This is a genomic window from Paenibacillus rhizoryzae (assembly GCF_059686995.1).
Genome location: NZ_JCAALT010000008.1, coordinates 106,475 through 129,186, shown reverse-complemented (window position 1 = coordinate 129,186; position 22,712 = coordinate 106,475). Strand labels below are relative to the sequence as shown.

At 52.7% G+C, this 22,712-nt stretch carries 19 protein-coding genes; 18 read left to right on the top strand and 1 reads right to left on the bottom strand.

Going from position 1 to position 22,712, the window contains the following annotated elements:
• Window positions 1–94 precede the first annotated feature (94 nt).
• On the bottom strand, window positions 95–1,636 hold the full coding sequence (locus AC6ESO_RS22960; RefSeq protein ID WP_497093433.1) for a hypothetical protein: 1,542 nt from the start codon (window positions 1,634–1,636) through the stop codon (window positions 95–97).
• A gap of 457 nt (window positions 1,637–2,093) precedes the next feature.
• Between AC6ESO_RS22960 and AC6ESO_RS22955 the strand changes: the two genes are divergently transcribed.
• The 18 genes from AC6ESO_RS22955 to AC6ESO_RS22870 all read left to right on the top strand — a co-directional run bounded on the left by AC6ESO_RS22955 (window position 2,094) and on the right by AC6ESO_RS22870 (window position 22,564).
• Entirely contained in the window at window positions 2,094–3,035 is a 942-nt protein-coding gene (locus AC6ESO_RS22955; protein ID WP_497093432.1) for a lysylphosphatidylglycerol synthase transmembrane domain-containing protein, read from the top strand.
• Window positions 3,032–4,510 carry an alkaline phosphatase family protein gene (locus AC6ESO_RS22950; protein WP_497093431.1) on the top strand — a complete coding sequence of 493 codons (1,479 nt, stop codon included), beginning with the start codon at window positions 3,032–3,034 and terminating at the stop codon, window positions 4,508–4,510. The genes AC6ESO_RS22955 and AC6ESO_RS22950 overlap by 4 nt, the downstream gene beginning before the upstream one ends.
• A 45-nt stretch (window positions 4,511–4,555) precedes the next feature.
• Window positions 4,556–5,317, top strand: a complete 762-nt coding sequence (locus AC6ESO_RS22945; RefSeq protein WP_497093430.1) for a glycosyltransferase family 2 protein — start codon at window positions 4,556–4,558, stop codon at window positions 5,315–5,317.
• 145 nt (window positions 5,318–5,462) lie between these two features.
• Window positions 5,463–7,124, top strand: coding sequence for a glycosyltransferase family 39 protein (locus tag AC6ESO_RS22940; RefSeq protein WP_497093429.1), 1,662 nt, complete (start codon window positions 5,463–5,465; stop codon window positions 7,122–7,124).
• A 336-nt stretch (window positions 7,125–7,460) separates the two neighbouring features.
• Complete coding sequence (locus AC6ESO_RS22935; RefSeq protein WP_497093428.1) at window positions 7,461–8,657, top strand: hypothetical protein; 1,197 nt, start codon at window positions 7,461–7,463, stop codon at window positions 8,655–8,657.
• A 50-nt stretch (window positions 8,658–8,707) separates the two neighbouring features.
• A complete protein-coding gene (locus tag AC6ESO_RS22930; RefSeq protein WP_497093427.1) occupies window positions 8,708–10,195 on the top strand; it encodes a copper amine oxidase N-terminal domain-containing protein in 1,488 nt (495 codons plus the stop codon).
• A gap of 113 nt (window positions 10,196–10,308) precedes the next feature.
• Window positions 10,309–11,292: an FTR1 family iron permease gene (locus AC6ESO_RS22925; protein ID WP_497093426.1), complete on the top strand. Its 984-nt coding sequence runs from the start codon at window positions 10,309–10,311 to the stop codon at window positions 11,290–11,292.
• 887 nt (window positions 11,293–12,179) lie between these two features.
• Entirely contained in the window at window positions 12,180–12,566 is a 387-nt protein-coding gene (locus AC6ESO_RS22920) for an NADH-quinone oxidoreductase subunit A (RefSeq protein WP_494819630.1), read from the top strand.
• The gene (locus AC6ESO_RS22915) at window positions 12,551–13,069 is read left to right on the top strand and encodes a NuoB/complex I 20 kDa subunit family protein (protein WP_090982261.1); all 519 of its coding nucleotides are present in this window, start codon (window positions 12,551–12,553) and stop codon (window positions 13,067–13,069) included. The genes AC6ESO_RS22920 and AC6ESO_RS22915 overlap by 16 nt, the downstream gene beginning before the upstream one ends.
• Window positions 13,066–14,019 carry an NADH-quinone oxidoreductase subunit C gene (locus tag AC6ESO_RS22910; RefSeq protein ID WP_497093425.1) on the top strand — a complete coding sequence of 318 codons (954 nt, stop codon included), beginning with the start codon at window positions 13,066–13,068 and terminating at the stop codon, window positions 14,017–14,019. Before AC6ESO_RS22915 ends, AC6ESO_RS22910 begins: the two co-directional genes overlap by 4 nt.
• Before the next feature lie 6 nt (window positions 14,020–14,025).
• Complete coding sequence (locus AC6ESO_RS22905; protein WP_497093424.1) at window positions 14,026–15,126, top strand: NADH-quinone oxidoreductase subunit D; 1,101 nt, start codon at window positions 14,026–14,028, stop codon at window positions 15,124–15,126.
• Entirely contained in the window at window positions 15,126–16,136 is a 1,011-nt protein-coding gene (gene nuoH, locus AC6ESO_RS22900) for an NADH-quinone oxidoreductase subunit NuoH (RefSeq protein WP_497093423.1), read from the top strand. The genes AC6ESO_RS22905 and nuoH overlap by 1 nt, the downstream gene beginning before the upstream one ends.
• 76 nt (window positions 16,137–16,212) lie before the next feature.
• Window positions 16,213–16,668 carry an NADH-quinone oxidoreductase subunit NuoI gene (gene nuoI / locus AC6ESO_RS22895; protein WP_494819331.1) on the top strand — a complete coding sequence of 152 codons (456 nt, stop codon included), beginning with the start codon at window positions 16,213–16,215 and terminating at the stop codon, window positions 16,666–16,668.
• Window positions 16,669–16,671: 3 nt separating this feature from the next.
• Window positions 16,672–17,190 carry an NADH-quinone oxidoreductase subunit J gene (locus AC6ESO_RS22890; RefSeq protein ID WP_497093422.1) on the top strand — a complete coding sequence of 173 codons (519 nt, stop codon included), beginning with the start codon at window positions 16,672–16,674 and terminating at the stop codon, window positions 17,188–17,190.
• 1 nt (window position 17,191) lies between these two features.
• Window positions 17,192–17,494, top strand: coding sequence for an NADH-quinone oxidoreductase subunit NuoK (gene nuoK / locus AC6ESO_RS22885; protein WP_090982274.1), 303 nt, complete (start codon window positions 17,192–17,194; stop codon window positions 17,492–17,494).
• A 4-nt stretch (window positions 17,495–17,498) separates the two neighbouring features.
• On the top strand, window positions 17,499–19,367 hold the full coding sequence (gene nuoL, locus AC6ESO_RS22880) for an NADH-quinone oxidoreductase subunit L (RefSeq protein WP_497093421.1): 1,869 nt from the start codon (window positions 17,499–17,501) through the stop codon (window positions 19,365–19,367).
• Entirely contained in the window at window positions 19,367–20,998 is a 1,632-nt protein-coding gene (locus AC6ESO_RS22875) for a complex I subunit 4 family protein (protein ID WP_497093420.1), read from the top strand. The genes nuoL and AC6ESO_RS22875 overlap by 1 nt, the downstream gene beginning before the upstream one ends.
• Window positions 20,999–21,001: 3 nt before the next feature.
• Window positions 21,002–22,564, top strand: coding sequence for an NADH-quinone oxidoreductase subunit N (locus AC6ESO_RS22870; RefSeq protein ID WP_497093419.1), 1,563 nt, complete (start codon window positions 21,002–21,004; stop codon window positions 22,562–22,564).
• Window positions 22,565–22,712 lie beyond the last annotated feature (148 nt).

The following is a 22,712-nucleotide window of genomic DNA, read 5'->3' as shown; positions in this document are numbered from 1 at the left end:
ATTGGACTAATAAGGTGGGTGTGGCGCGAATGTATAAAGGGACTTATGTGCATGCACATAAGTCCCTTTAATGTAAATTACAATTAAGCTTTATTTAGTTAATACTGTCTACATAAATACTTCCGCTCCAAGCGCCGGATGTGACGAGCTCAACGCCGATGTTCTTCATCGGTGTGGCTGCGCCGGAAGGGATTGTTAAGGTGATGGTGTTCCATGCATTCTTCGTCAAACTTGCATAGGTTTGATAGTTGCCATACCAGGTCCAGTTGTTGCTTTGTACATAAGGCTGGATGGATGCAATGGCTGCGCCGCTTGGTACCCAAACGCGGAAGGAAAGCGTGGTGTTCGCGCTTAACCCGCTTGGATTATCGAGTTGTGCATAGTAGGTAGCCACGCCTGTTGCGCTAGAGGTCATTTTCAAAGAATAGCTGCCGGCATAGGCGCGGTCCGTACTTGCAGATACGGCTAGACCATTTCGGCCGAAGAAGCTTTGCAGGGAATTGCTCTCGAAATTAAACTTTGCAGTATCCGTGGTTGCTGGCGGGAACACCAGGGAGTAGTGTGCGTCACGGAATGCTTGTGTAGCAGGTCCGAGGTTCGTGATGCTGCCATTGCTATCGACACCGTTAGACGTCCAAGGCATAACACCTGCGTATCCATTGGTGTACGCATTAGCAAAGTCGCTTGTAATGGTATGACCGGTGGAACCAAGCGCAGGGGATTCGCCAATCACGACAGGGCGGTCATGGACGATACCGAACGCGGTAGGCGTCATGTAGAATGGAATGCCGAAGTAAGGGTCTTGCCAGCCGTAGTAGTGAGGGGAGTAGAAGTCGACCTTCGCGAGTGTGTTGCTGACTTGGGCCTGCAAGGCAGCATCGCTTATTTTGTTGTCGGTGGAGCCGGATTGAGTAGCGCTGTTATACTTGACCATGCCTAGGCCGACCGTTGTGAGAATGTTGCTGTTCTGATGGATCGCGACGGCTGCTTTGGCAAAATACGTTTGCAGGCGAGCCCATGCGATTTGACCGGCTGCAGCATCTTCATATACCCAGTCCGGCTCGTTCATCAGGTCGATGGACCAGAGCCATGGGTTGCTCTTGTAGCGATTCACGAATGGAATGAGGTAATTGTTCACGTAGGAGTCGATGTTGGCGTTCGTGCTGAGCATATTGCGCCAGCTGTTGTAGTTGGTGTGGGTGTTCTTAAAATGGTCGAAGGACATCAGTGTTGCCATGACATAGACACCACGATTTTGCGCGATTTGGAAGAGACTGTCGAGGTTGTTCCAGTGAGCGGTTGTTGCGCCGGATACGTTTCCGCTGCTGTCGATGTTGATGCCGACTTCGCCATTGCAGGTAATCCAGATCCGCGTGGAGTTGATGCCGTTATTGTGAAGCGTCTGGAAATGGTTATCCCACCACGTGTAGTCGAAGGATCCGCCAAAATCATTCCAGCTGTTCCAAGGCGTGTTGGCCCCATTCATAAAGATCTGCTGACCGCCTGCATAGAAGTTCGTACCGGTGATCGTAATTCGATCGCCATACGCCGCTCCGGCCGAAGACGGTAAGATTAGTGCGCCAAACAGCATTGCAAGTGACAAACATAGAGACATAAAGCGTGAATTCTTTTTCATTAATTTCACTCCTCTCGTATGTGAAGCGCTCACATTATCTATTTTTTACTAATAATGAAGTTCCGTATAGAGAATATTGTTATGTAAAGGGTAGAAATAGGTCATTTAAAGGTAGGGTTTTTGCAATCTGGAATAGGATTAGACGATTTCAATTTAAAATTGTACGCCAAGTAAGTTCGATAAAAGCGCTAGATACCGCACTATTTGCAAAACTCTCATTGATGCTGGTGTATACTAGGCTTCGATAAATCAAGAACGGTAAATTTACCCATATTTTTACCAAATTATAAGTTTAGAGGAATCAGTGAGTGGTGTGCTGGTAGATAATGCTAAGTGGAATATAAATTGACGGGCTTCGACAGGGCCTTTATACTTAATTGATAACTGTTCTCAACAATGCTGATCGATAGTGATAGAGCAGAGTGATAGAACAGAGTAACAGGATACAGGTGACAAAATGAAAAGAGCAGTAATTGTTGGCGGCGGTCTGGTAATGACAGCCGTATTTGTTTGGCTGTCGCTGCAGTGGTTTCATGGCCGTCAGATCGATGAAGCTTTCAGGAGACTGCTCCATTCGCCTGGGTGGATTGCAGCTATGACGATAGGATATGGCTGTTCCTTTTGGCTGAAAGCGGTAGCTTGGCGATTATATGTGGCCCGGGAGAACGAGGATCGGCTGCGTACATACATGTATCCCTTACTTGTTAGTCTATTGGTTAATCATATACTGCCCGTTAAATTAGGAGATTTGGCGCGCACCGGAATGCTGGCTCGGCAATCGAAGATGCGCTTTGATGATGCGCTTCACTCTGTGGCGATGATGCGGCTGCTGGATATGGTTTCGCTGCTGCTCATTGGTTCAATTGGAGCCATCACGCTGGGATTGTCTTTTTCGCCTCGCTTCCTGCTTGTAATGATTGTTCTGGGAGTGGTCATGCTAGCCCTGGCTACATGGCTAAGCAGGAAGTGGAAACCGTTTCAACGGCATTTCGAGCGGCTGTGGACGACGATTGGATCGCGCAGGGGAGCGGCAGTTGCGCTGCTTACGCTCGCCAGTTGGGTGCTGGAAGGTGCGGTTGTATACGGTGTAGTTCATGTGCTCAATTTGCAGGTTGGCCTGCTGCAAGCCGTTTGGGCTAATAGCATGACGATTGCGGGACAGCTGTTCCATGTGACGCCTGGCGGTATTGGAACCTATGAGACGACTTTAACGGCCTCGCTTGGGTTGCTCGGCATTGCCGGCAGTGATGGGTATACAGCTGCGTTATTATCGCATGGCTATAAATTTGGTTTTGCCTATACAGCAGGAGCAGCAGCGTTGGTTCTTGGAGCTGTTTCCCGGAGGGAATTAAAGGAATGGTTCGGCTTAAAGGATAGAGGGAGGCAGAAGAAATCGTGAAGAAAGCGTCAGGATTTGAAATTGTTGCAGCCAGGTGCTGGAACTTGTTGAATGAGGGCAAGCCGTTTACGCCGATTTTTACGGTTGGTGTGTATCTCCTCTACCACATGAATGCTTGGGGAGACGGTAGCTTCTGGGAGCAGTTTGGACTTGGACTTCTGGCGGCACTGCCGCTGTTTGCCCTTTATTTTCATTTTGATTTTCCGCTGTTTCTGCGTAATTATCTGTGGTTCCCGGTTATTGGTGCGCTCGTGCTGTGGCGAGATACGTATCTGGATATGGGGCTGTATGCGGCGGCGATTGGATTGTTCTTGTTCTTCACGATCTATTTCTGGGGCACCTTCTATTATCATCTGCGCATTGGTACCTCGTGGTGGAACTTTAAACGATTTTGGAAGCTCGTCCTGAAAAATAGCGATTCCACAAGCGGCAATGCCCAAGAGCAGCTGCCGAAGTTTCTGCTATTGCTGTTTATTATGGATACGGGAGGCTCCTATTGGGCGGACGTGGATGGAGCAGGAGCACAGGTTGATTTTACATGGAGCAGTTATGTGTTGTTCCTCTTGGGTGTAGCGCTCTATGCATGGATCCTGCATCGCAATCTGTTTGATTGGAAGCCCAAAGAAGTGGAGGGCTACACCGTTCCGGTACAAGCCCAGCCTGAAGAGGCGAGCAGCGGGAAGGTGTTTGTACTTGTCATCGATGGGATGCGCAAGGATCGGTTCGAAGAGGCCAATGCCCCATTCCTGAAGAAATGGCGCGCAGAAGGTACGGAATACACGCAAATGGAAACTCTTTATCCTGCACGTACAGTAGTCTGTTTCTCGTCGATGTTCACGGGGTCGTACCCGCGCGAGCACGGGATTACTTCGAATATGGTATGGAAGCTCGGGATTAAAGTCGAATCGATCTTCGACAGCCTGCGCAAGGTGGGGAAAAAAGGACGACTCCTCGGCATCGCTCATCTGATTGACTCGATGGGTGAAGACGTGGAAAGCGTAACGGCCGTTATGCATAACGACAAAGCGGACCGCAACATCATGGAACGTGCAAAGCTTATTATGGCGGAGCAGAATCCGGACTTGCTCGTCGTACAGTTTATTGCGACGGACCAAACCGGTCATAGCATGGGAGCGCTGTACGACGAATATCGGCAAAAGATTGAGGAAGCCGATGCGCTCATCGCTGAGTTCGTGGGATGGCTTACAGCCCAAGGTCACGCGAAGGATGCTACGTTCATTATCTGTGCGGATCATGGACAAGCGGATGGCATTGGCGGGCATGGCCATCTCGATGAAGGAGAGCGTTTCGTTCCGTTCTTTATGTACGGCCCGCATGTGCGTGCAGGTGTGAAGGTTGAGGCGAAGCACTCGCTCGTGTCGGTTGCGCCGACGCTTAGTTATTTGCTTGGTGCTCCGCTGCCGAGTCATAGCCGTGGACCGGTTCTCTCGGATGCTTTTGAATTAGATAAGTAAAAGTTTAATCTATTGTAAATTTTGGATAGAAGGAAGCTGGGCAGCGTGAAAAAGAAATTGATTGTGTTCCTTCCGGCGCATAACGAACAACAGAATATCGGCAAGGTTATAACCAGAGTCCCGCGTGATTTTCATCCGGATTGGCAGGTTGAGGTGCTTGTCATCGACGATGGTTCCACGGATGGAACGGTGCAAGAAGCAAGGGAAGCGGGAGCGGACCATGTGGTTTCTTTTGTCCGAAATCGAGGACTTGGTGCTGCGGTGCGCGAGGGGCTTGCCTCTTGCGTGCGGCTCGGTGCGGATATTGGGCTTATGATCGATGCGGATTACGAATATCCGGCAGATGAAATTCCGGATGTCATCGCGCCAATTCGAGAGGGACATACCGATTACACGATGGGCTCGCGGTTTAAAGGCGTCATTCGCGGGATGAGGCTGCATCGCCGGCTGGGCAATATCTGCTTCACCTTGCTGCAGGCTGTGCTGCTGCGCCGGATGATCTGGGACGGACAATCGGGGATGCGCGGCTTCTCAAGGGAAGCTATGGAGCATGCCGAAATCATCCACGATTACAACTACGCTCAAGTGCTGACGCTGAATTTGGTGCGCCAGGGCTTCGTGATGAAAGAAGTGCCGATTACCTACCAAGTGCGTACGCACGGGGAATCCTTCATCAAGTTTCGCAAGTACATGTTCAATGTGCTTCCGGCGGTTTGGAAAGAGATGCGTCGCCCGGTGGGAAACAAACGCGGTGTGCGGCATAAGCAGACTGGCACGGTTGCGATTGGGCCTGGCGGGACGAAGTGAAACATTTATTGAAACGCGAAGTGAAAACAAGGGAACACCGAGTGAAATGAGTCACAGTTGTAAAGGGGGAAGAAAGGTGCGGCAGCGGGTTCGGGCGGATGGACGAAGCGGGGAAGCTCGTGGAGTAAGCAAGCTGGATAACAAAATGACGTTGAAGTCGGTGGCTGCACCGGCTTTTCTTCTTGTTGGGGTCATCCTGTGGGTGGTTTACAGCTTCATGCACAGGAGTCCGTATGCGGCGAGCTGGGATGAGGTTGATTTTGTGTTGGCGCTTGATCGTTTCGATCTGCTGGCGATGCAGCCGCATTTTCCGGGATATCCGTATTTCGTCATGGGGGCATTGGCTGTACAGCGATTCATCCCGAATGCTGTTTATGCGTTTGAGACGTTAAACATCGGGCTGACGGCGCTGGCGACGATTCCGATTTGGCTGCTTGCGAGACGAATGCTTTCTCCGCTGTGGTCTGTTCTAACCGTGCTCTTAGTGCTGACAGCGCCTTATCTGTGGCTGCAATCAGTCAGGCCGATGTCGGAGGGGGCAGGTATCGCGCTCTTGTGGTGGTTTCTATGGAGCTGGTGGCGGGCGATGGAGCGGTCCACATGGGGCAGAATGGTAGTGGCTTTGTTTGTGTTCGGGCTGCTGATGGGGATCCGACTTTCGTTTGCGCCTTTTGGCTTGGCGCTGGTATGGCTGCTGGTCGTGAGTTGCGTGAACTGGCGAAGACAAGGGAAGAGATTGTGGCCTCGCATCGTGCTGTTTGGTGCGCTGGCCGCTGTGTTTCAGTTGTTGTGGGTAGCCGGGCTGGCGCTTAGCGAAGGCGGCTTGCTCGGGTTTATCCAGCTCGCCGCCGCATTTACGGCGGGCCATTTCAGCGAGTGGGGCGGCGGGGTTGCGTCCGCCGGCAGCGGGCTGAGCTTCGCGGAGCGCGCACTGCGCTTCGCGGGCGATAATGTGCTGTGGAGCGGGATGTTCGCCCGCTCTACGGCACTGCTCTATGCGGCGGCGGGCCTGCTCTTCGCCGCCGTGCTCTCCGCGGGCGCGGCACGCTCGCCCCGCGGCGGCGCGAGCGCGGGCGAGCCGCGCCTGGCGCCCCGGGCGGCGGCATGGCTCCGCCGCCCGGCGCTGCCGGGGGCGCTCGCTGCGCTCGCGAGCGCCTACGGCGCCTGGGCGCTGCTGGCGCAGAACATCGACAAGCCACGCCACATCACGCCGCTCATCGGCGTGATGTGGCTGCTGCTTGCGCTGTTCTGCGCGGCAGCGCCGCTAGCGCGGCCCGCCGCGCCGGATGCACCGGCGGTGCCCGGTGCATCCGCTGCTGCGCAGCAGCCCGCGGCGCCGGCGGAGCGCGGCTTGCGCGCGCGCCGCGCGCTGGCGGCCGCGGCCGCGCTGCTCGCCGCCTGCATCATTGCGCTGCAGGCGGCGGTGGGCGGCTCGCTGGTCGCCAGGCAGGCGAAGGAGCTGCCAGCTGTGTATCGGCTTGAGCAGGGGCTGCGGCAGCTGGCCAGCGACAATCCCTCAAGCCGATTCGTCGTCTACACGTGGGAAGAGATGCGTGTGCTGCAATACCTGCATTCGCCGGTAACCAACCGTAGAATCGAAACCTACGATTATTTTATTGCCGATGTGCAGGCGGATCCGGAGGCGACGATTCTATTGACGGATCACGTGCTCAAGGGGTTTGAAGAGCAGGTAGGCTCGTTGCGGGATTGCGTGCAGCCGGTCGCGGTCTATCGGAGCGAGGAGCTGTTTGAGCCGGTCTATAACGAGATTCGTTTATACAAGTGGATAGGGAAACCGAAGAATTAACCTCGCGGGCAGCGGGGTTTTCTTTTTCTCCGTTCAAAATACACCTTTTCTACTGTGCACAGTACTTCTTGAACCTCCTGTTAGACCATCGCATGTTCAGCCTTAGCATCCGCCACCCTCAACCACCTCATAAACACGACTCGCCGCCAAAGCACCTGGCTTCCGCTCCCATTCTTCTCTCTCCCAAATAGGACCAATCTACCGGAAAATTAGCAAGGCAATTTCAGGAAATAAAAGTGATTGACACCTCAGTTGAAAATGATTATCATTGTTAACGGGTCATCTGCAATATGAATTTTATATGAATTTATGTCTGACGGAAGGTGATATGCAATCATGCGTTTGACGTTTACGAAGACCATAATGCTGGTCATGGCGCTATTTTTTTCACTTGCACCAACGGGGGCGTGGGCCTATTCATATGGCGATGCCAATACAGAGGATGTCGCGGAAACCTTTAAGATCGTTGCAGCCTCGCTCAGCAAATCTCCTGCGGACTGGAACACTGCGCTGGCCGCTCATAAAGAAAGACGTGAAGAAATTGCCGCTCATTTCGGCAATTCGGTAGCCGCTACGCTAGATGCTAACTTCAAGTCTCTCAAAGCGAAGGAGACGATTGCCAATTACAAGGCGATTCTAATCATGAACCTTGATCGGCGATTCGAGAACACGCTGAAGGATGTAAGTGATTACACGAATGCGAAGATGCTGCTTGCCAAAGCACGCGCAACCTTCGTTGCGCTGACTCCTTACGCGGAAGCCAAACTCTCAGCTGCCAAAATGAGCAGCTTAAGCGCCGACTTTGATGTCGCGCTTGATGCCATCGGCAATCCGGGATTGTTCGGCGTGGGGCAGAAGGACGCTGACGAGAAAGCGTTGAAAGATGCTGTCAACCGTATTTACAGCTCGCTTAAACCGCTGTTCCCTTATACCGCGTACAAGGAGCCGACCAAACCGGCTGCCGGTGCCGGTACAAGTACAGATAAAGGTACAACCGCAAAACCAAGCACGAACTCAGGCAACACAGATAAAGGCACGACGCAGAAGCCTGATAAACCGGTTACTAAGCCGACCGAGCCTGCTAAGCAGACGGAACAGCCAGCTGACAAGCCGGTTACGGCAGAACCGGACGCGGCAGCGCCGGATGCAGCGGAAACGGCCGATGGTGACAAGCCGGCAGCTGAAGAAGCCGCTCCTACGGATGCAGCGCCTGCCGACGATCAAGCCGCATCGGCGGATGATCAAACGGCAGCAGCCGAAGAGCCTGCTGATACAGCTGATAATCAAGCCACTGATGCTTCGGAGTCAACTGACAATGCAGCAGACGATGCAGCTGCGACTGACAATACGGCAGTAGCGGACGAAGCCGCGGCAGCGGCAGCAGAGCCTGAGACCATTGACGGCACGAAGGAACATGCCGCAATGGCGCGTACGGACAAAACCAATACGGGCGTCACTGTCGGTGTAATCGGCGGCGTCCTCATCATTGGAGCAGGTGCGGTTTGGTTGGCTAGACGCAAAGGGTTTTTCTAAGCAAGTGCAAGCGGCAATCATCCCTAATTAAACAAGGAGTGTTCAAAACGATGAACCGAATGAAGAAATTTTTATCCATCCTTCTTACGATTTCAATGCTGGTAGCTGCCGTATTCACTTTCGCAGCAACTGCATTTGCTGATGATGCACCACAGAAAGCACCGGTAAATACCGATGTAGCACCCCAACTGAAAGCTTACCAGAACCTGCTCGACATGTTTGCTCAGAAGAAACCGGTAGCCGATATCAAGAAACAATTCGAAGCGGATTTCAAGCTTAACGTTAAAGGCGTTGACGACAGCATCAAAGCCGGCGACCCTGTCATCAATGAGAATGTCAACTTCGTTCTGGAGAACGCAGTAGCAGGCAAGCTTACATATGAACAAACGCAGCAAGCCGTTGATAAAGGTCTGCAATGGTACTTCTACTTCCTGATCAAAAACCTGACAAACGTAGGTGCGAAAGGTGCCCTTACTGCAGGCGACACAGTCAAAGCGCAAGAGTTCATTGACAAAACAGTTGCTGTTTACACCGCTGCCATCGATGCAACAGTGAAAGCAACAGACAGCAAATTCGGCACTTCCTCTTCCAAATTGGTAACGGAAACGTTGTTCCCTGCTTTCAAAGCAGATATCGAGAAGAAAGACGTAACATCGCTTAACGTTCACCGTCAATTACTCGATAAAACGTTGATCAAAGTGTTTGCCCTTGCAACGCTTTCAGCAGCTGATGATGTTCAAAAGGTCGCTGCAGCCGAGAAACCTGCGGCAATCATCAAAGGCTACTTCTACTACATGAGCGTATATGGCTACCTGAAGGGTGGAGACGCTCCTGACGCAGATCTCGTATACAAAGCATTCGCTTCCGGCGATGCGAAACAATTCAACTATGATGCGATCAAGAAAGCAATCATCCGTTGCAACATCGCAAAAGTAAGTGCGTACACAATCGAAGTACTTGAGAAACTCGAGAAGGGCGACGCAGCTGACGCAGCTGGTACAGGCGGTGAGCTTTATGGTTTCTTCGCAGCTCTTGAGCCGTTCCTTGGTGCAACCTACAAAGAAGCAAAATCCCTGACTGACGAAATTCTTGTAGCTTCCGCTGCAGGCAATGCAGATGCAGTTCGCGCAATCGGCTACAAAATGGCTGCTTATGCAGCAACAGTTGACGGCATTTCCTTCAATGTCGGCGACAAAGAAGCAGCAGTATCGGGCACGGCACAAGAAGTAACGCCTTCTTTCATCGAGAAAGCTACCGGCCGTACGCTCGTACCTACTCGTTACCTGCAATTGCTGGGCTTCCAAGTTGACTTCAACAATACAACGAAAACAGCTTCGGTAACGAAAGATGGCGTAACGCTTGCTCTAACAATTGGCAGCGATGCAGTCCTGAAGAACGGCGAGCCTGTTGCAGACTTCAAGCTGGATCAACCGGTAGTTGTAAAAGACAGCGTGACCTACCTGCCGCTCCGCGCCATTGCTGAGCTTTCCGGGAACCATATCTATTTCGAAAAAGGTCATGTTATCGTAATCAAATAGAGTTATCGCAATCCAATAAGTAGGGGCTTTTCGTTTGCCCGCAACCACCGCTTCCCGTCCTCTTTGCAGGGCGGGTTAGCTCATTTTACGAACGGTAAGGAGTGACTCTTCGCATGAATTTGCAAGCCTTTCTCATCACATTTCGCGAAGCGTTCGAAGCCATCTTGATTGTCGGCATTATCATTTCGTACTTAAATCGAATCGGCCAGTCGAAGTGGAACAAATGGGTGTGGCTCGGGGTTGTTATGGCGATTATCGCCAGCCTTGGCGTGGCCCTGGTCTTCCAAATCGTGCTGGACGGTTATGCGACAATGGGCAGCCGGGAATATTTGCGGATTGGGATTTTGCTGGTATCTGCGGGATTGTTAACCCATATGATCCTGTTTATGAGTAAGCAGAATCGGGAGATGCGAAGTAAGCTGCAGCAGAAAGTAGCGCTTATTCTTACGGCCGGCGGCGCGCTGAATATGATTGTGCATTCCTTCCTTGTTACCCTTCGGGAAGGCGTGGAGACCGTATTTTTCTTTGCTGCCATCTCCTCCGGCGACATTTCCAAGGTACTGCAAAGCTGGGGAGCGTTGTTCGGGTTAGTTGCGGCAGGCGTGCTTGGGATCGTCGTGTTCAAAAGCAGTAAAAAAATTCAGATCAGCACGTTCTTCAGAATTACGAGCGTATTTCTGATCATGATTGCAGCAGGATTGTTCGTCCAAGCGGTTGGCGTCATGCAGGATTTGAAGCTGATCGGCAGCGTCTATCACACGCCGGGCGGCGAAGTTGGCGCGATGTATGATCTGACCTGGTTCATGCCTGAGCATCCGATCGACGAAACGAACTATATCCGCGATACCGGCAATCATCCGATTCTGAACGGCCAAATCGGCATTTTCTTCAAGGCGTTCCTTGGTTATACCCAAGATCCGTCGCTGGAGGAATTCGTACTCTATTGGATGTATTATGGCTTCGTATTTGTCTTGTTAGCGAGGCAGAAGAAGCTTGCAGAGTCGGCAGAGTCGGTGGATAAGAGCGCTTCTATGGAGGGCACTCCGCAAGAAGGCCCAAAAAAGTCGGACGATAAAGATATCACAACTGCTGTGTAATGAATCGTGTTAGAGGCTCCCTTTCGCCATACTAGGCGCAGAGGGAGTCTTTTTTCGTGTGTTGGGAGAAGGGGCGACTGCTTGGCGGGGGCGGTGTTCTACTATTAACAACTTGATGTGTTTCGGGAGTTTCGCGTTGATTAGTGCGGGATGAGGAGTGCGAGGCGTGAGGTGTGAAGAGCGAAGTCCGACCTTTAAGGTGTGAGGTGTTAAGTACAAGGTGCGAACTGCGAATTGTGACGGCGAAGTGTGAACAGGGTGGTGCAAGGTACGGAATGAACGAACGGTGCAAAATGTGAAGTGCGATTTGAGAAAATGTGGGGGCGATGTGTGATCGGTGTGGTGTGAGGTGTGAACTGTGAGGTTCGAATTGAAAGGAGCGAACGTGAGATAAGTTGCACGATGTGCTGCTCGAGGCACTCGGTGTGCGAACTGCGGAATCCAGAATTCTCTAACGAACGGTAGAGGTCTTATTTGCCCCAAAACAGCTCCAATAATATTCTAACGAACCGTAGAGGCTCTATTTAACGGTTTTTGGCGATTTGGGAGCCGACTATTTCAATATAAGACCTCCATGGTTCGTTAGAATTTCGAAGTACCGGTATTCGGCTAAATAAGACCTCTACGGTTCGTTAGAATTTCGAAGTATCGAGATCCCAGCCCCAAAACGTCTCCCTGCGATTATCTACCCTTTTTCAATAGTTTAATTTGCATAAAATTTCCAACAGCTGTACATTCTAATGGGGAAAACCTGCAGATTCTGGCCTTTTTTGTAAAAAGGAAGCGCATCCAACTACATCATAGACGCAAGTGGCAGGGTTTGTTATAATTGTGAGGGAAAATTGACCAAGGCGTCAGCACCTATCCCGCCCTATAGACTCATAACCATGGAGGCGAAATGTGTGGAGAAGTACATCAACAATTACGTGATTGTGACGATCTTCATTCTACTCGGTATCCTACTTCCGGTGGTTGCTTTGGCTGTCGGCCGTATACTGCGTCCGCACAAACCGAATGAAGAGAAGAAGACCACTTACGAGAGCGGGAACGAGCCCGTTGGGGAGGGTCAGGTCCGCTTTAATGTGCGCTACTACTTGTTTGCGCTCATGTTCGTTATCTTTGATGTCGAAACCGTTTTCCTATACCCTTGGGCCGTTGCGTATAAGCAGCTCGGCTTATTTGTGCTTGTTGAAATGGCCATTTTCACAGGATTATTGTTAATTGGATTACTCTACGCCTGGAAAAAGAAGGTGCTCAAATGGAATTCAATTTAGAGTCGATCACGCCAGAGGAACGCAAAGAACTGGAACGCAACGTATTTATGGGTACGCTGGAGGAACTTAAGGCATGGGCTCGGAGCAACTCGCTTTGGCCGTTAACTTTTGGACTGGCGTGCTGCGCGATTGAGATGATGGGTACGGGTGCATCCCACTATGACTTGGACCGATTCGGCGTTATGTTCCGCACATCTCCTCGTCAGTCAGACGTTATGATTGTGGCGGGTACGGTCACGAAGAAGATGGGACCTCTGCTTCGCAGACTTTATGATCAAATGCCAGAGCCCAAATGGGTAATCGCCATGGGTTCATGCGCGACCGCAGGCGGACCGTATGTGAAATCCTACGCGGTTATGAAGGGCGTCGATCAGATCGTCCCTGTTGATGTATATATACCGGGCTGTCCGCCGAATCCTGCAGCACTTATCTATGGAATCAATAAACTGCAAGAGAAGATCCGCTACGAGGCGAAGACCGGGAAGCGGGTGACGAATCGATGAGCGATGATAAAGAGAAGGATCTGGGCCAGAAGGAGCAGCCGAATCAATCGGAGCAACCGGAGAGCGCAGCCCCTGCGGAGGCGCAACCAGCTGAGGCGATAGCAGCGCCGAGCGAACAAGCTGCCGAGCCAGCAGCGGCCGCTCCGGTGAGCGAGCCCGCGGCACCTGCGGCGAGCGACCCCGCAGCGGAGCAAGCATCCGCCGCGCCGGCGAATCCGCCCGCAGCGGAGCAAGCGGCCGTGGATCCGGAGCGCGAAGCGAAGCTGAAAGCTGCCGCGGAAGCGCGCGCAGCACGGGCCGCGGCCAAAGCCGCAGCCGGCGGCGAAGGAAGTGGCGATGCTCCGGCCGCCGGCGATGTCGAAGCGGAGAAGGCGGCGAAGATCAAAGCTGCCGAGGAAGCGCGCGCAGCACGGGCGGCAGCCAAAGCAGCAGCCGAGAGCGAAGCCGTTCCGGCTGAACCGAAGCCTCCGTCACCGAAGCAGCCGCAGCTGGATGAAGCTTCGGCCCTCATACGTTCACTCGTTTCTGATGATGCCATCGTGGAAGCCTACATAAATGAAATAAACAGTCATATGCCGACGCTTGTCATTCGGACGGATCGTCTGCTTGAAAGTGCCGAGCTGTTAAAGTCGCATGAATCGCAACAATTCGATTATTTGCGGAACTTATCCGGCGTCGATTATGAGACGCATCTGGAAACCGTGTATCACCTGGTATCGCTGCAATCGAAGCGGGAGCTGACTGTGAAAGTGAAGACGGATCGCGACAATCCGCAAATTCCGTCCGTTGTTCCGGTTTGGAACACGGCCAACTGGAATGAGCGCGAAGTGTATGATTTGCTCGGTATTCATTTTCCGGGTCATCCCGACCTGCGCCGCATCATGATGCCGGACGATTGGGTTGGGTATCCGCTGCGCAAAGATTACGAACCGCTAGACCCGGAGGTGTGATGAGCCGTGATTCGTACAGAAGAACTGCTGCTTAACGTCGGCCCACAGCATCCCAGCACGCACGGCGTATTCCGTATTGTCGTCAAGCTGGACGGCGAAGTCATTACGGAAGCAACGCCGGTCATGGGATACCTGCACCGTGGGACCGAGAAGCTTGCGGAGGATTTGAACTATACTCAAATCATTCCTTATACCGACCGGATGGATTACGTCTCGGCGATGACGACCAACTATGTGCTCTGCCATGCGGTAGAGACGATGATGGAGCTTGAAATTCCGGAGCGGGCAGAGTTTATGCGACTGATCGTCATGGAGCTGCAGCGAGTAGCCAGCCACTTGGTATGGTGGGGCACATACCTGCTTGATATCGGCGCCATGAGTCCATTCCTCTTTGCATTCCGCGACCGCGAGATCATTATCAATTTGTTTAACGAGCTGTGCGGCGCGCGATTAACGTACAATTACATGCGCGTTGGCGGGGTTAAATGGGATGCGCCTCCGGGCTGGATCGAGAAAGTGCGCGAGTTTATTCCTTATATGGAAGGCAAACTCGATGAGTATAACAAGCTCATCAGCGGTAACGAAATCTTCCTGGCGCGGATTAAGGGCATTGGCCGCTACGATGCGCAAACCGCGATCGACTACGGACTCTCCGGCGCGAATTTGCGTTCCACAGGCGTTGACTGGGATTTGCGCAAAGCGAAGCCGTACAGCTTGTACGACCGCTTCGAATTCGATGTACCGGTCGGCAAGAATGGCGATTGCTATGATCGCTACCTGATCCGCCTTGAAGAGATCCGCCAATCGCTTCGCATCTTGAAGCAAGCCGTCGAGCAGTTCCCATCATCAGGCGATGTTATGGGCAAGGTTCCGCGCGTTATACGCCCGCCTGCCGGCGAGCTCTATGTCGCGATCGAATCGCCGCGAGGCGAGATCGGCTGTCATATCGTCTCCAAAGGCAAAGCGGAGCCATACCGGCTTAAATTCCGTCGCCCATCCTTCGTAAACCTGCAAATATTGCCGAAGCTGCTGGTCGGGGAAACCATGACGAACCTCATTACCATTCTGGGCGGCATTGATATTGTCGTAGGGGAGGTTGACTGCTGATGGGATCTTGGCTCGATGAAACATTGACATGGGGAAACGCGCTGCTGTTCTTCCTATGGGGCGTCATCCTGCTCGTGATTGTACTCGGCTTTGTCACCTATGCGATCTTCTTTGAACGGAAGGTTATCGGCTGGATGCAATTCCGGATCGGTCCGAACCGCGTTGGCCCATGGGGGCTGCTGCAATCGGTAGCCGATATTACGAAGCTGCTGATTAAAGAAGATACGATTCCGCGCAAAGCAGACCGGATGCTGTTCATTCTCGCGCCCGCGCTTGCTTATGTGCCTGCTTTTGCCGTACTGGCGGTTATCCCGTATACGCAAAAGCTATATTTTGCCGACATTAACGTGGGCTTGCTCTATTACGTGGCCTTGTCGGGCATCTCGACCATTGCGATCGTACTGGGCGGTTGGTCGTCCAATAACAAATACGCGCTGCTCGGCGGTATGCGTTCCGCTGCACAAATGATCAGCTATGAAGTACCGCTTGTCATCTCCGTAGTCGGCGTCATCATGATGTCGGGCTCGCTCAACCTTCGCTCCATTGCGGAGCAGCAGGGCGACTGGTTCTGGCAGTGGAATTTCATTCCGCAAATCATCGGCTTCGTGATCTTCGTCATTGCGGCGGTATCGGAGCTGAACCGTACGCCGTTTGACTTGCCGGAGGCGGAATCGGAGCTTGTAGCCGGTTATCACGTCGAATATAGCGGCTTCCGTTTTGCATTCTTCATGCTGACAGAGTATGTGTACGTGTATGCCATTGCGGCACTCACGACCGTATTGTTCCTAGGCGGATGGCATGCGCCGGCACCGTTCCTGACCTGGATTCCGGGGATCATCTGGTTCCTGCTCAAGTTCTCGTCGATCGTCTTCTTCTTGTTCTGGATCCGGGCGTCCATGCCGCGTATCCGCGTCGATCAGCTGATGGGACTGGGCTGGAAAGTGCTGCTGCCTATAGCGATTCTGAACGTGTTTCTAACGGCAGTGTATATGGAGTTGTTCGTGAAGTAAGCTTCCGGCTCAGGCAGATCGCTCTGAGAGAAGCGTCTCTAGTAAATATGGCAGTCATGTTCAGGAGGGAACTGGAATGAAAGGTCTCTTAAAAGGGCTTGGTGTTACGCTCAAATCAATGACCGCGAAAAAAGTTACCACTTCCTATCCCGATGTGCCGATCATCATGCCGGATCGCTACCGCGGCATCCAGCATTTTGAGCCGGACAAATGCATCGTGTGCAATCAGTGTGTACGTATATGTCCGACGGAGTGCATTTCGCTTGTAGGGAAAGCGAACCCGGATCCGGACAAAAAAGGGAAGGTCATCGACACCTATGACATCAATTTCGAAATCTGCATTCTCTGCGATCTGTGCACGGAAGTTTGTCCGACCGAAGCGATCGTCATGACGGGGAATTTCGAATTGGCGTCTTACAGCCGGGATGAGCTGTTCAAGGATCTGAAATGGCTGGATGAGAACAACCGCAACGTCCGCCAAGACAATAACAATATCGGTGCCCCCGCAGCGGCCAAGGGGGGCGCGAAATAGACGATGTTCAACTTCAATTTTTCCGGTGAGTTCGTCGCCTTCTTCGTGTTCTCCGTCCTTATCATTAGCGGTGCCGTACTGATGGTCAGCTTCACCAAAGTCGTACACATGGTCGTCTCGCTTGCGGCTGTATTCATCGGCATTGCCGGGATGTTCGTCCTGCTTGAAGCGGAGTTTCTGGCCTTTGTGCAGGTGCTCATTTACGCGGGAGCGGTCTCCATTCTGATGATCTTCGGCATTATGATGACGAAGCATCATGAGGCGGAGGCCGAGCGGGTGAAACCGCTGCGCGAAACCTTGACGGCAATCGGCGCCCTTGCGCTCTTCGGCATTCTGTTCTATGCCATCCGTCAGTCCGAGTTTCCGGAGCCGGAGCAGTCGCTTATGCGGTCGGGAGACAACACGATGGAGATCGGCAAGCTGCTGTTTACCGGTTATGTCATTCCATTCGAGCTCGTATCGGTGCTGCTGACGGTTGCCTTTATCGGGGCGATCGTGCTGGCGAAGAAGGAGGCCGAATAGGATGTTATCCTCGTATTTAACAATGGCCGCGATTCTGTTCTGTATTGGACTTTATGGTGCGCTTGTCAAACGGAATGCCGTTATTATCCTGTTGTCCATCGAGCTCATGCTGAACGCAGTTAACCTCAACCTCGTCGCATTCTCCAAGTATGGTGTTGTCCCTTCGCTGACTGGGCAAATGTTCACCCTGTTCAGCATTGCCGTAGCGGCTGCTGAGGCGGCTGTCGGAATCGCCGTACTGATTGCGCTGTTCCGCGCGCGCGGGACTGTCAATGCGGATGAGTATGACGAAATGAGGAGGTAACGGCATGGATACAAGTTTCTCACAATCAGCCTGGCTGATTCCGCTCTTTCCGTTCGCGGCTTTTCTGCTGCTGCTTGCCTTCGGGCGCGGGCAGCGGATGCTTGGGGTGACGCTCGGCGCAATTAGCTCCTTCGCAGCCCTGGTGCTGTCGATTCTCGTATTGATCGAGCATATGGCAGATGGATCTGCTTATTATCAATATGCGTTCAAATGGATTCAGCTCGGCAGCCTCGTGATGAATGCGGGCTTCGAGGTCACGAATTTAACGGCGATTATGCTCGTAGTCGTGACGTTAGTCAGCTTTCTGGTGAATGTGTACTCCGCGGGTTACATGAAGAGCGACGAACGGATTTCCGTTTTCTACAGCTATGTAGCGCTGTTTACGTTCTCGATGTTAGGCCTCGTGCTGGCCGATAATATGCTGACGCTCTATATTTTCTGGGAGCTGGTAGGCGTATGCTCGTTCCTGCTGGTCGGGTTCTGGTACAGTAAACCGGAGGCGAAAGCCGCGGCCAAGAAAGCGTTCATCGTGACGCGGATTGGCGATGCGGGCTTACTCCTTGGTATCTTGCTGCTCTATTGGTATATGCCTGATCATGCGCTTGATTTTGTGGGGATCGGCAATGCCTTTGACGGAGGTACGGGAGTGATCGCGGCGGGAGTAACAACCTGGATCGCGGTACTAATCTTCATCGGCGCTGTCGGCAAATCCGGTCAGTTTCCGCTCCATGTCTGGCTTCCGGATGCGATGGAAGGCCCGACGCCAATCAGTGCGCTGATCCATGCCGCAACCATGGTTGCTGCAGGGATTTATCTCGTTGCACGGACTTTTGATATTTTCCAAGCTTCCCAGACGGCAATGGATATTGTCGCTTATGTAGGCGGCTTTACCGCCATATTCGCCGCTACCATCGGTGTAGCGCAGAATGATATCAAGCGAATTCTCGCTTACTCTACGGTCAGCCAGCTAGGCTATATGATGATGGCTCTTGGCCTTGGCTCGATGACGGGCGGCATTTTCCATCTCTTCACCCATGCATTCTTCAAAGCACTGCTCTTTCTCGGAGCGGGCAGCGTCATTCACGCCGTACATACGCAAAACATTCACGAGATGGGCGGCTTAAGCTCCAAAATGCGCATTACCACCTGGACATTCGGTATCGGTGCGCTCGCGCTTTCCGGTATTCCGCCGTTCTCCGGCTTCTGGTCCAAGGATATGATTCTCAATACAGCGCTTCACGAGAAACCGGTGCTCTTCGTGGTCGGCGTAGTAGCGGCCTTCTTCACCGCATTCTATATGTCGAGGCTGTTCTTCCTCGTCTTTATGGGCAAGCCGAAGGGCGACCATGCCCATGAGTCACCGTCCTCGATGACGATTCCGTTAATGATCCTAGCCGTTCTTGCGGTTGTTGCAGGGTTTATTCAAACGCCTTGGAACGACACGTTTGGAACCTGGTTAACCGACGGTGCCGAGCAGGAGCACGGCGGCGGCGGTCTCGTTATGGTCATTTCCGCAGCTGTCGGTCTGCTAGGTTTGTATCTGGGCTGGCTGGTCTTCGTCAAAGGAACCATTGCACGCGATGCCGTATCTTCAAGAGCGCCATGGCTTGTAAGGCTTCTAGAGCGCAAATATTACATGGATGAGCTGTACGACTTGCTGCTGGTACGTCCGCTGCGCGGGCTCGGCCAGCTGCTGAATATGGTGGATGACTACGTAGTTGATGGAATCGTTCGAGTAGCAGGCGGGACGGCAGTGCTGTTTGGCCGCGGCGGAACAAGGCTGCAATCGGGGCAAATCCAAACCTACGGTCTGGTTACGCTGCTGGGTCTCGTCGTTCTCATTGTCGCAATTGTCGGAAGGAGGTTCTGGTAATGCTGGCTGATCTTCCGATTCTATCTCTTATTACATTTTCGCCTCTGCTAGGCATTCTAGTGCTTCTGCTTCTACCTAAGCATAGGAGCCGCTGGCTGAAGGTGGCTGCGATCTCGGCTACGATTCTTCCTTTGCTGCTATCGTTATGGCTGTATGCCGATTATGACGGCACCAAGGGTGGAAAGGTCTATGAAGAGACGGCAACTTGGATCAATACCTCGCTGAACAAAGAAGCGGTAGGCGATGTAAGCTCGTATTCGTTCTCCTTCCAATATCATATGGGCGTAGATGGTCTATCGCTGCCGCTGCTGCTGCTCACAACGATTGTGGGTGTGATGGCTGCGCTGGCTTCCGTACATGTGAAGAAACGTTGGAAATCGTTCTATATCTGGTTCTTGCTGCTTGAGATCGGGATGATAGGCGTCTTCTTGGCGCGAGATGTCTTCTTATTCTTTGTCTTCTTCGAAATGACCCTTATTCCGATGTTCTTCTTAATCGGGATCTGGGGGTATATGAACCGCGAGAAAGCGGCGAATAAGTTCCTGCTCTATAACGGGATCGGTTCTGCGATCATGCTGCTAGCGTTCGTTCTTCTTGTCTCAACGGCTGGCTTCCGAGTGGAGCAGCTGCCGGATAAACAGCAGACGAACCTGAGCTACAGCGGCAGCTATGAAGTCATCAGCTCGAATCTGACGAATCCGGACTCCTACGTGAATATGTCGTCGGAACAGATGCAGGGACAGGATAATCCGCTGTATCTCTCGGAACGGATGCGCTGGGTCATCTTCCTATTGCTGCTGATCGCATTCGGTATTAAGCTGCCGATCTTCCCGTTCCATACGTGGATGCTGCAGGTACATGCCGAAGCGCCGCCTTCCGTCGTTATGATCCACTCCGGCGTTCTGCTCAAGATGGGGGCATACGGGTTACTCCGATTCGGGGTATTCATGTTCCCGGGAGTGGCGAAGGATTGGGCGGTGGCGCTTGCCATACTCGGTGTCGTCAATATTCTGTATGGCGCGATATTGGCGCTCGTGCAGAAAGAATTCAAACTCGTGCTTGCCTACTCCTCGATTAGCCATATGGGGATCGTGCTGCTCGGGATCGCTTCCTTTAATGAAATCGGACTAAACGGTGCGCTCATTCAATTGATCTCGCACGGCTTTATCTCCGCGCTGCTGTTCTTGGTCGTGGGCAGCATCTACGAGCGTACGGGGTCGACGGAGCTGAAGGATCTCGGCGGTTTGGCGAGAAGCATGCCGTTTATGAGCGGCATTCTGCTGACGGCCGGTATGGCTTCGCTCGGGTTGCCGGGCTTGTCCGGATTCGTGGGCGAGTTCCTCTCGTTCCTGGGACTGTTTGATTCCATGAGAGTGATTACGGGTATTGCGGTACTCGGCGTTATTCTAACCGCGATCTATGTGCTTCGGAGTATACTTGGCATTACCTTCGGCTCGATGCCGGAACGGTTCGGGGCGGCACGGGATGTGCGCCTTGTTGAAGCGGTGCCGATGATTACGCTGCTAGCTTTCATCGTACTGATCGGGGTGTACCCGGCTGTTCTGACGGAGCCGATGAAGCATGGCTTTGACATGCTGCTTCAGCAACTTACAGAGAAGGCGGGGAGGTAGACGATGGACGTCGCACAACAACAGCTGCAATCGCTCACCTGGAGCGATGCGGCCTATCTCGCCCCGGAATGGATATTGATCGCCTTTACGATTGTGCTGGCTGTACTGGATTTATTCCTGCCGCGCCGTTCGTCCATTATTGGTTGGTTGACGCTGGGCGGCATACTGACATCGCTTGGTTTTGTCGTATGGCGGATGCTGGATATGGCTTCGAAAGCGTCGGATGCGGAAGCAGCCGGTCAAACAACGAGCACAGTCATTCGAATCATGGCTGACAGCTACCGGATCGATTATTTCTCCAGCATGCTCAAAATCGTGTTCCTGGTGGCGACCGCACTTATCGTGCTGATGAGTCTGGGTACGGTGAAACGGTCCGACATCGTGGATAAAGGCGAGTTCTATTACTTGCTTCTCCCGGCAGTCGTCGGTGCCATGATTATGGCTTCCTCAGGGGATCTGATTACGCTTTACATCGGGCTTGAGCTGTTAAGTATCACGACCTATGTGCTTGTCGGGATTCGCAAGCAGGCGGTGCAATCGTCTGAGGCCGCGTTTAAATACGTTGTGACCGGCGGTATTTCTTCGGCACTGATCCTGTTCGGGATGTCGTATCTCTATGGCATCACAGGAGCTACGAATCTTGGCGCGATTGCGCAGGGGGTTCAGCAGCATGCGGCCGACTTCCCGGCACTGCTGTACGTCGGCTTCTTCTTCATCTTAGCGGGTCTTGGTATTAAAATCGCCGCAGCACCGTTTCATTACTGGGCAGCGGACGTCTACCAAGGAGCGCCTACGCCGATTACGGCTTTCTTGGCTGTTGTCTCGAAAGGCGCGGCGTTCGCGGTTATTTTCCGCCTCGTGTACAATGTGGCTTTCTACGCTTCATCGCCGGATAAGCCGATTGCGGATGATATTTTCCTAGCGTTAAACGTGATGGCGGCCGCTGCGATGCTGGTTGGCTCCGCAATGGCGCTTCGCCAATTTAATGTGAAACGGCTCATCGCGTTGTCCGGTGTTGCGAATGCCGGTTATCTGCTCGTTCCGCTTGGGCTTTCGCTCAAAGGGATGCACGCTTCCAATTTCGGTGAGTTTATCTTCTATCTTGCGGCTTACCTATTAATGACGATCGGTTCGCTTACCGTATTCACAGTGGTTAGCAAGTCGGCCGGAAGTGACGAGGTAGGGGCCTTCTCGGGACTTTATTACAGGGCACCGTGGACCGCAGTGGCGATGGTCGTCTTTGTCCTCTCATTAGCCGGTCTGCCGATTACAGGCGGCTTCTTCGGGAAGCTGTTTATCTTGCTTGGCGCGGCGCAGTCTCATCTCTACTGGATTGCGGCCATTATGGTCGTGAGCAGCGTAATCTCGTACTATTTCTACTTCGGCATCATCAGGCAAATGTTCATGCGCGCTACCATCGATCATGAAGTGCAGGTTCCGGTCACAAGCGGAATCGTCATCTGGCTGTGCGCGGTTGCAACCGTGGTGCTCGGTATCGTGCCAAGTCCGGTGCTGAACTGGATTAACACGCATTTCTCGATTGTGAATGATCTGTTTGTACGATAGCGAGGCAGCGAAGCAGGGTGAGGTTAGGGTCGAAAGGACGAGGGCGGACCTGCGGGTCCGCTCTTTTTCTATGTTAAACTAAGGGGAATGACGCCGGACGTATGGACAAACCGGACAAGTTATCATCCAGCCGTATTTTCGGGGGTCT

Excerpts from the sequence above, each read along its gene's own strand:
- AC6ESO_RS22920 (WP_494819630.1), top strand. The coding sequence starts at position 12,180 with ATGGAGGCGAAATGTGTGGAGAAGTACATCAACAATTACGTGATTGTG.
- AC6ESO_RS22875 (WP_497093420.1), top strand. The coding sequence starts at position 19,367 with ATGCTGGCTGATCTTCCGATTCTATCTCTTATTACATTTTCGCCTCTG.
- nuoH (WP_497093423.1), top strand. The coding sequence starts at position 15,126 with ATGGGATCTTGGCTCGATGAAACATTGACATGGGGAAACGCGCTGCTG.
- AC6ESO_RS22955 (WP_497093432.1), top strand. The coding sequence starts at position 2,094 with ATGAAAAGAGCAGTAATTGTTGGCGGCGGTCTGGTAATGACAGCCGTA.
- AC6ESO_RS22870 (WP_497093419.1), top strand. The coding sequence starts at position 21,002 with ATGGACGTCGCACAACAACAGCTGCAATCGCTCACCTGGAGCGATGCG.
- nuoK (WP_090982274.1), top strand. The coding sequence starts at position 17,192 with ATGTTATCCTCGTATTTAACAATGGCCGCGATTCTGTTCTGTATTGGA.
- nuoL (WP_497093421.1), top strand. The coding sequence starts at position 17,499 with ATGGATACAAGTTTCTCACAATCAGCCTGGCTGATTCCGCTCTTTCCG.
- AC6ESO_RS22925 (WP_497093426.1), top strand. The coding sequence starts at position 10,309 with ATGAATTTGCAAGCCTTTCTCATCACATTTCGCGAAGCGTTCGAAGCC.
- AC6ESO_RS22935 (WP_497093428.1), top strand. The coding sequence starts at position 7,461 with ATGCGTTTGACGTTTACGAAGACCATAATGCTGGTCATGGCGCTATTT.
- AC6ESO_RS22960 (WP_497093433.1), bottom strand. The coding sequence starts at position 1,636 with ATGAAAAAGAATTCACGCTTTATGTCTCTATGTTTGTCACTTGCAATG.
- nuoI (WP_494819331.1), top strand. The coding sequence starts at position 16,213 with ATGAAAGGTCTCTTAAAAGGGCTTGGTGTTACGCTCAAATCAATGACC.
- AC6ESO_RS22930 (WP_497093427.1), top strand. The coding sequence starts at position 8,708 with ATGAACCGAATGAAGAAATTTTTATCCATCCTTCTTACGATTTCAATG.
- AC6ESO_RS22940 (WP_497093429.1), top strand. The coding sequence starts at position 5,463 with ATGACGTTGAAGTCGGTGGCTGCACCGGCTTTTCTTCTTGTTGGGGTC.
- AC6ESO_RS22890 (WP_497093422.1), top strand. The coding sequence starts at position 16,672 with ATGTTCAACTTCAATTTTTCCGGTGAGTTCGTCGCCTTCTTCGTGTTC.
- AC6ESO_RS22910 (WP_497093425.1), top strand. The coding sequence starts at position 13,066 with ATGAGCGATGATAAAGAGAAGGATCTGGGCCAGAAGGAGCAGCCGAAT.
- AC6ESO_RS22915 (WP_090982261.1), top strand. The coding sequence starts at position 12,551 with ATGGAATTCAATTTAGAGTCGATCACGCCAGAGGAACGCAAAGAACTG.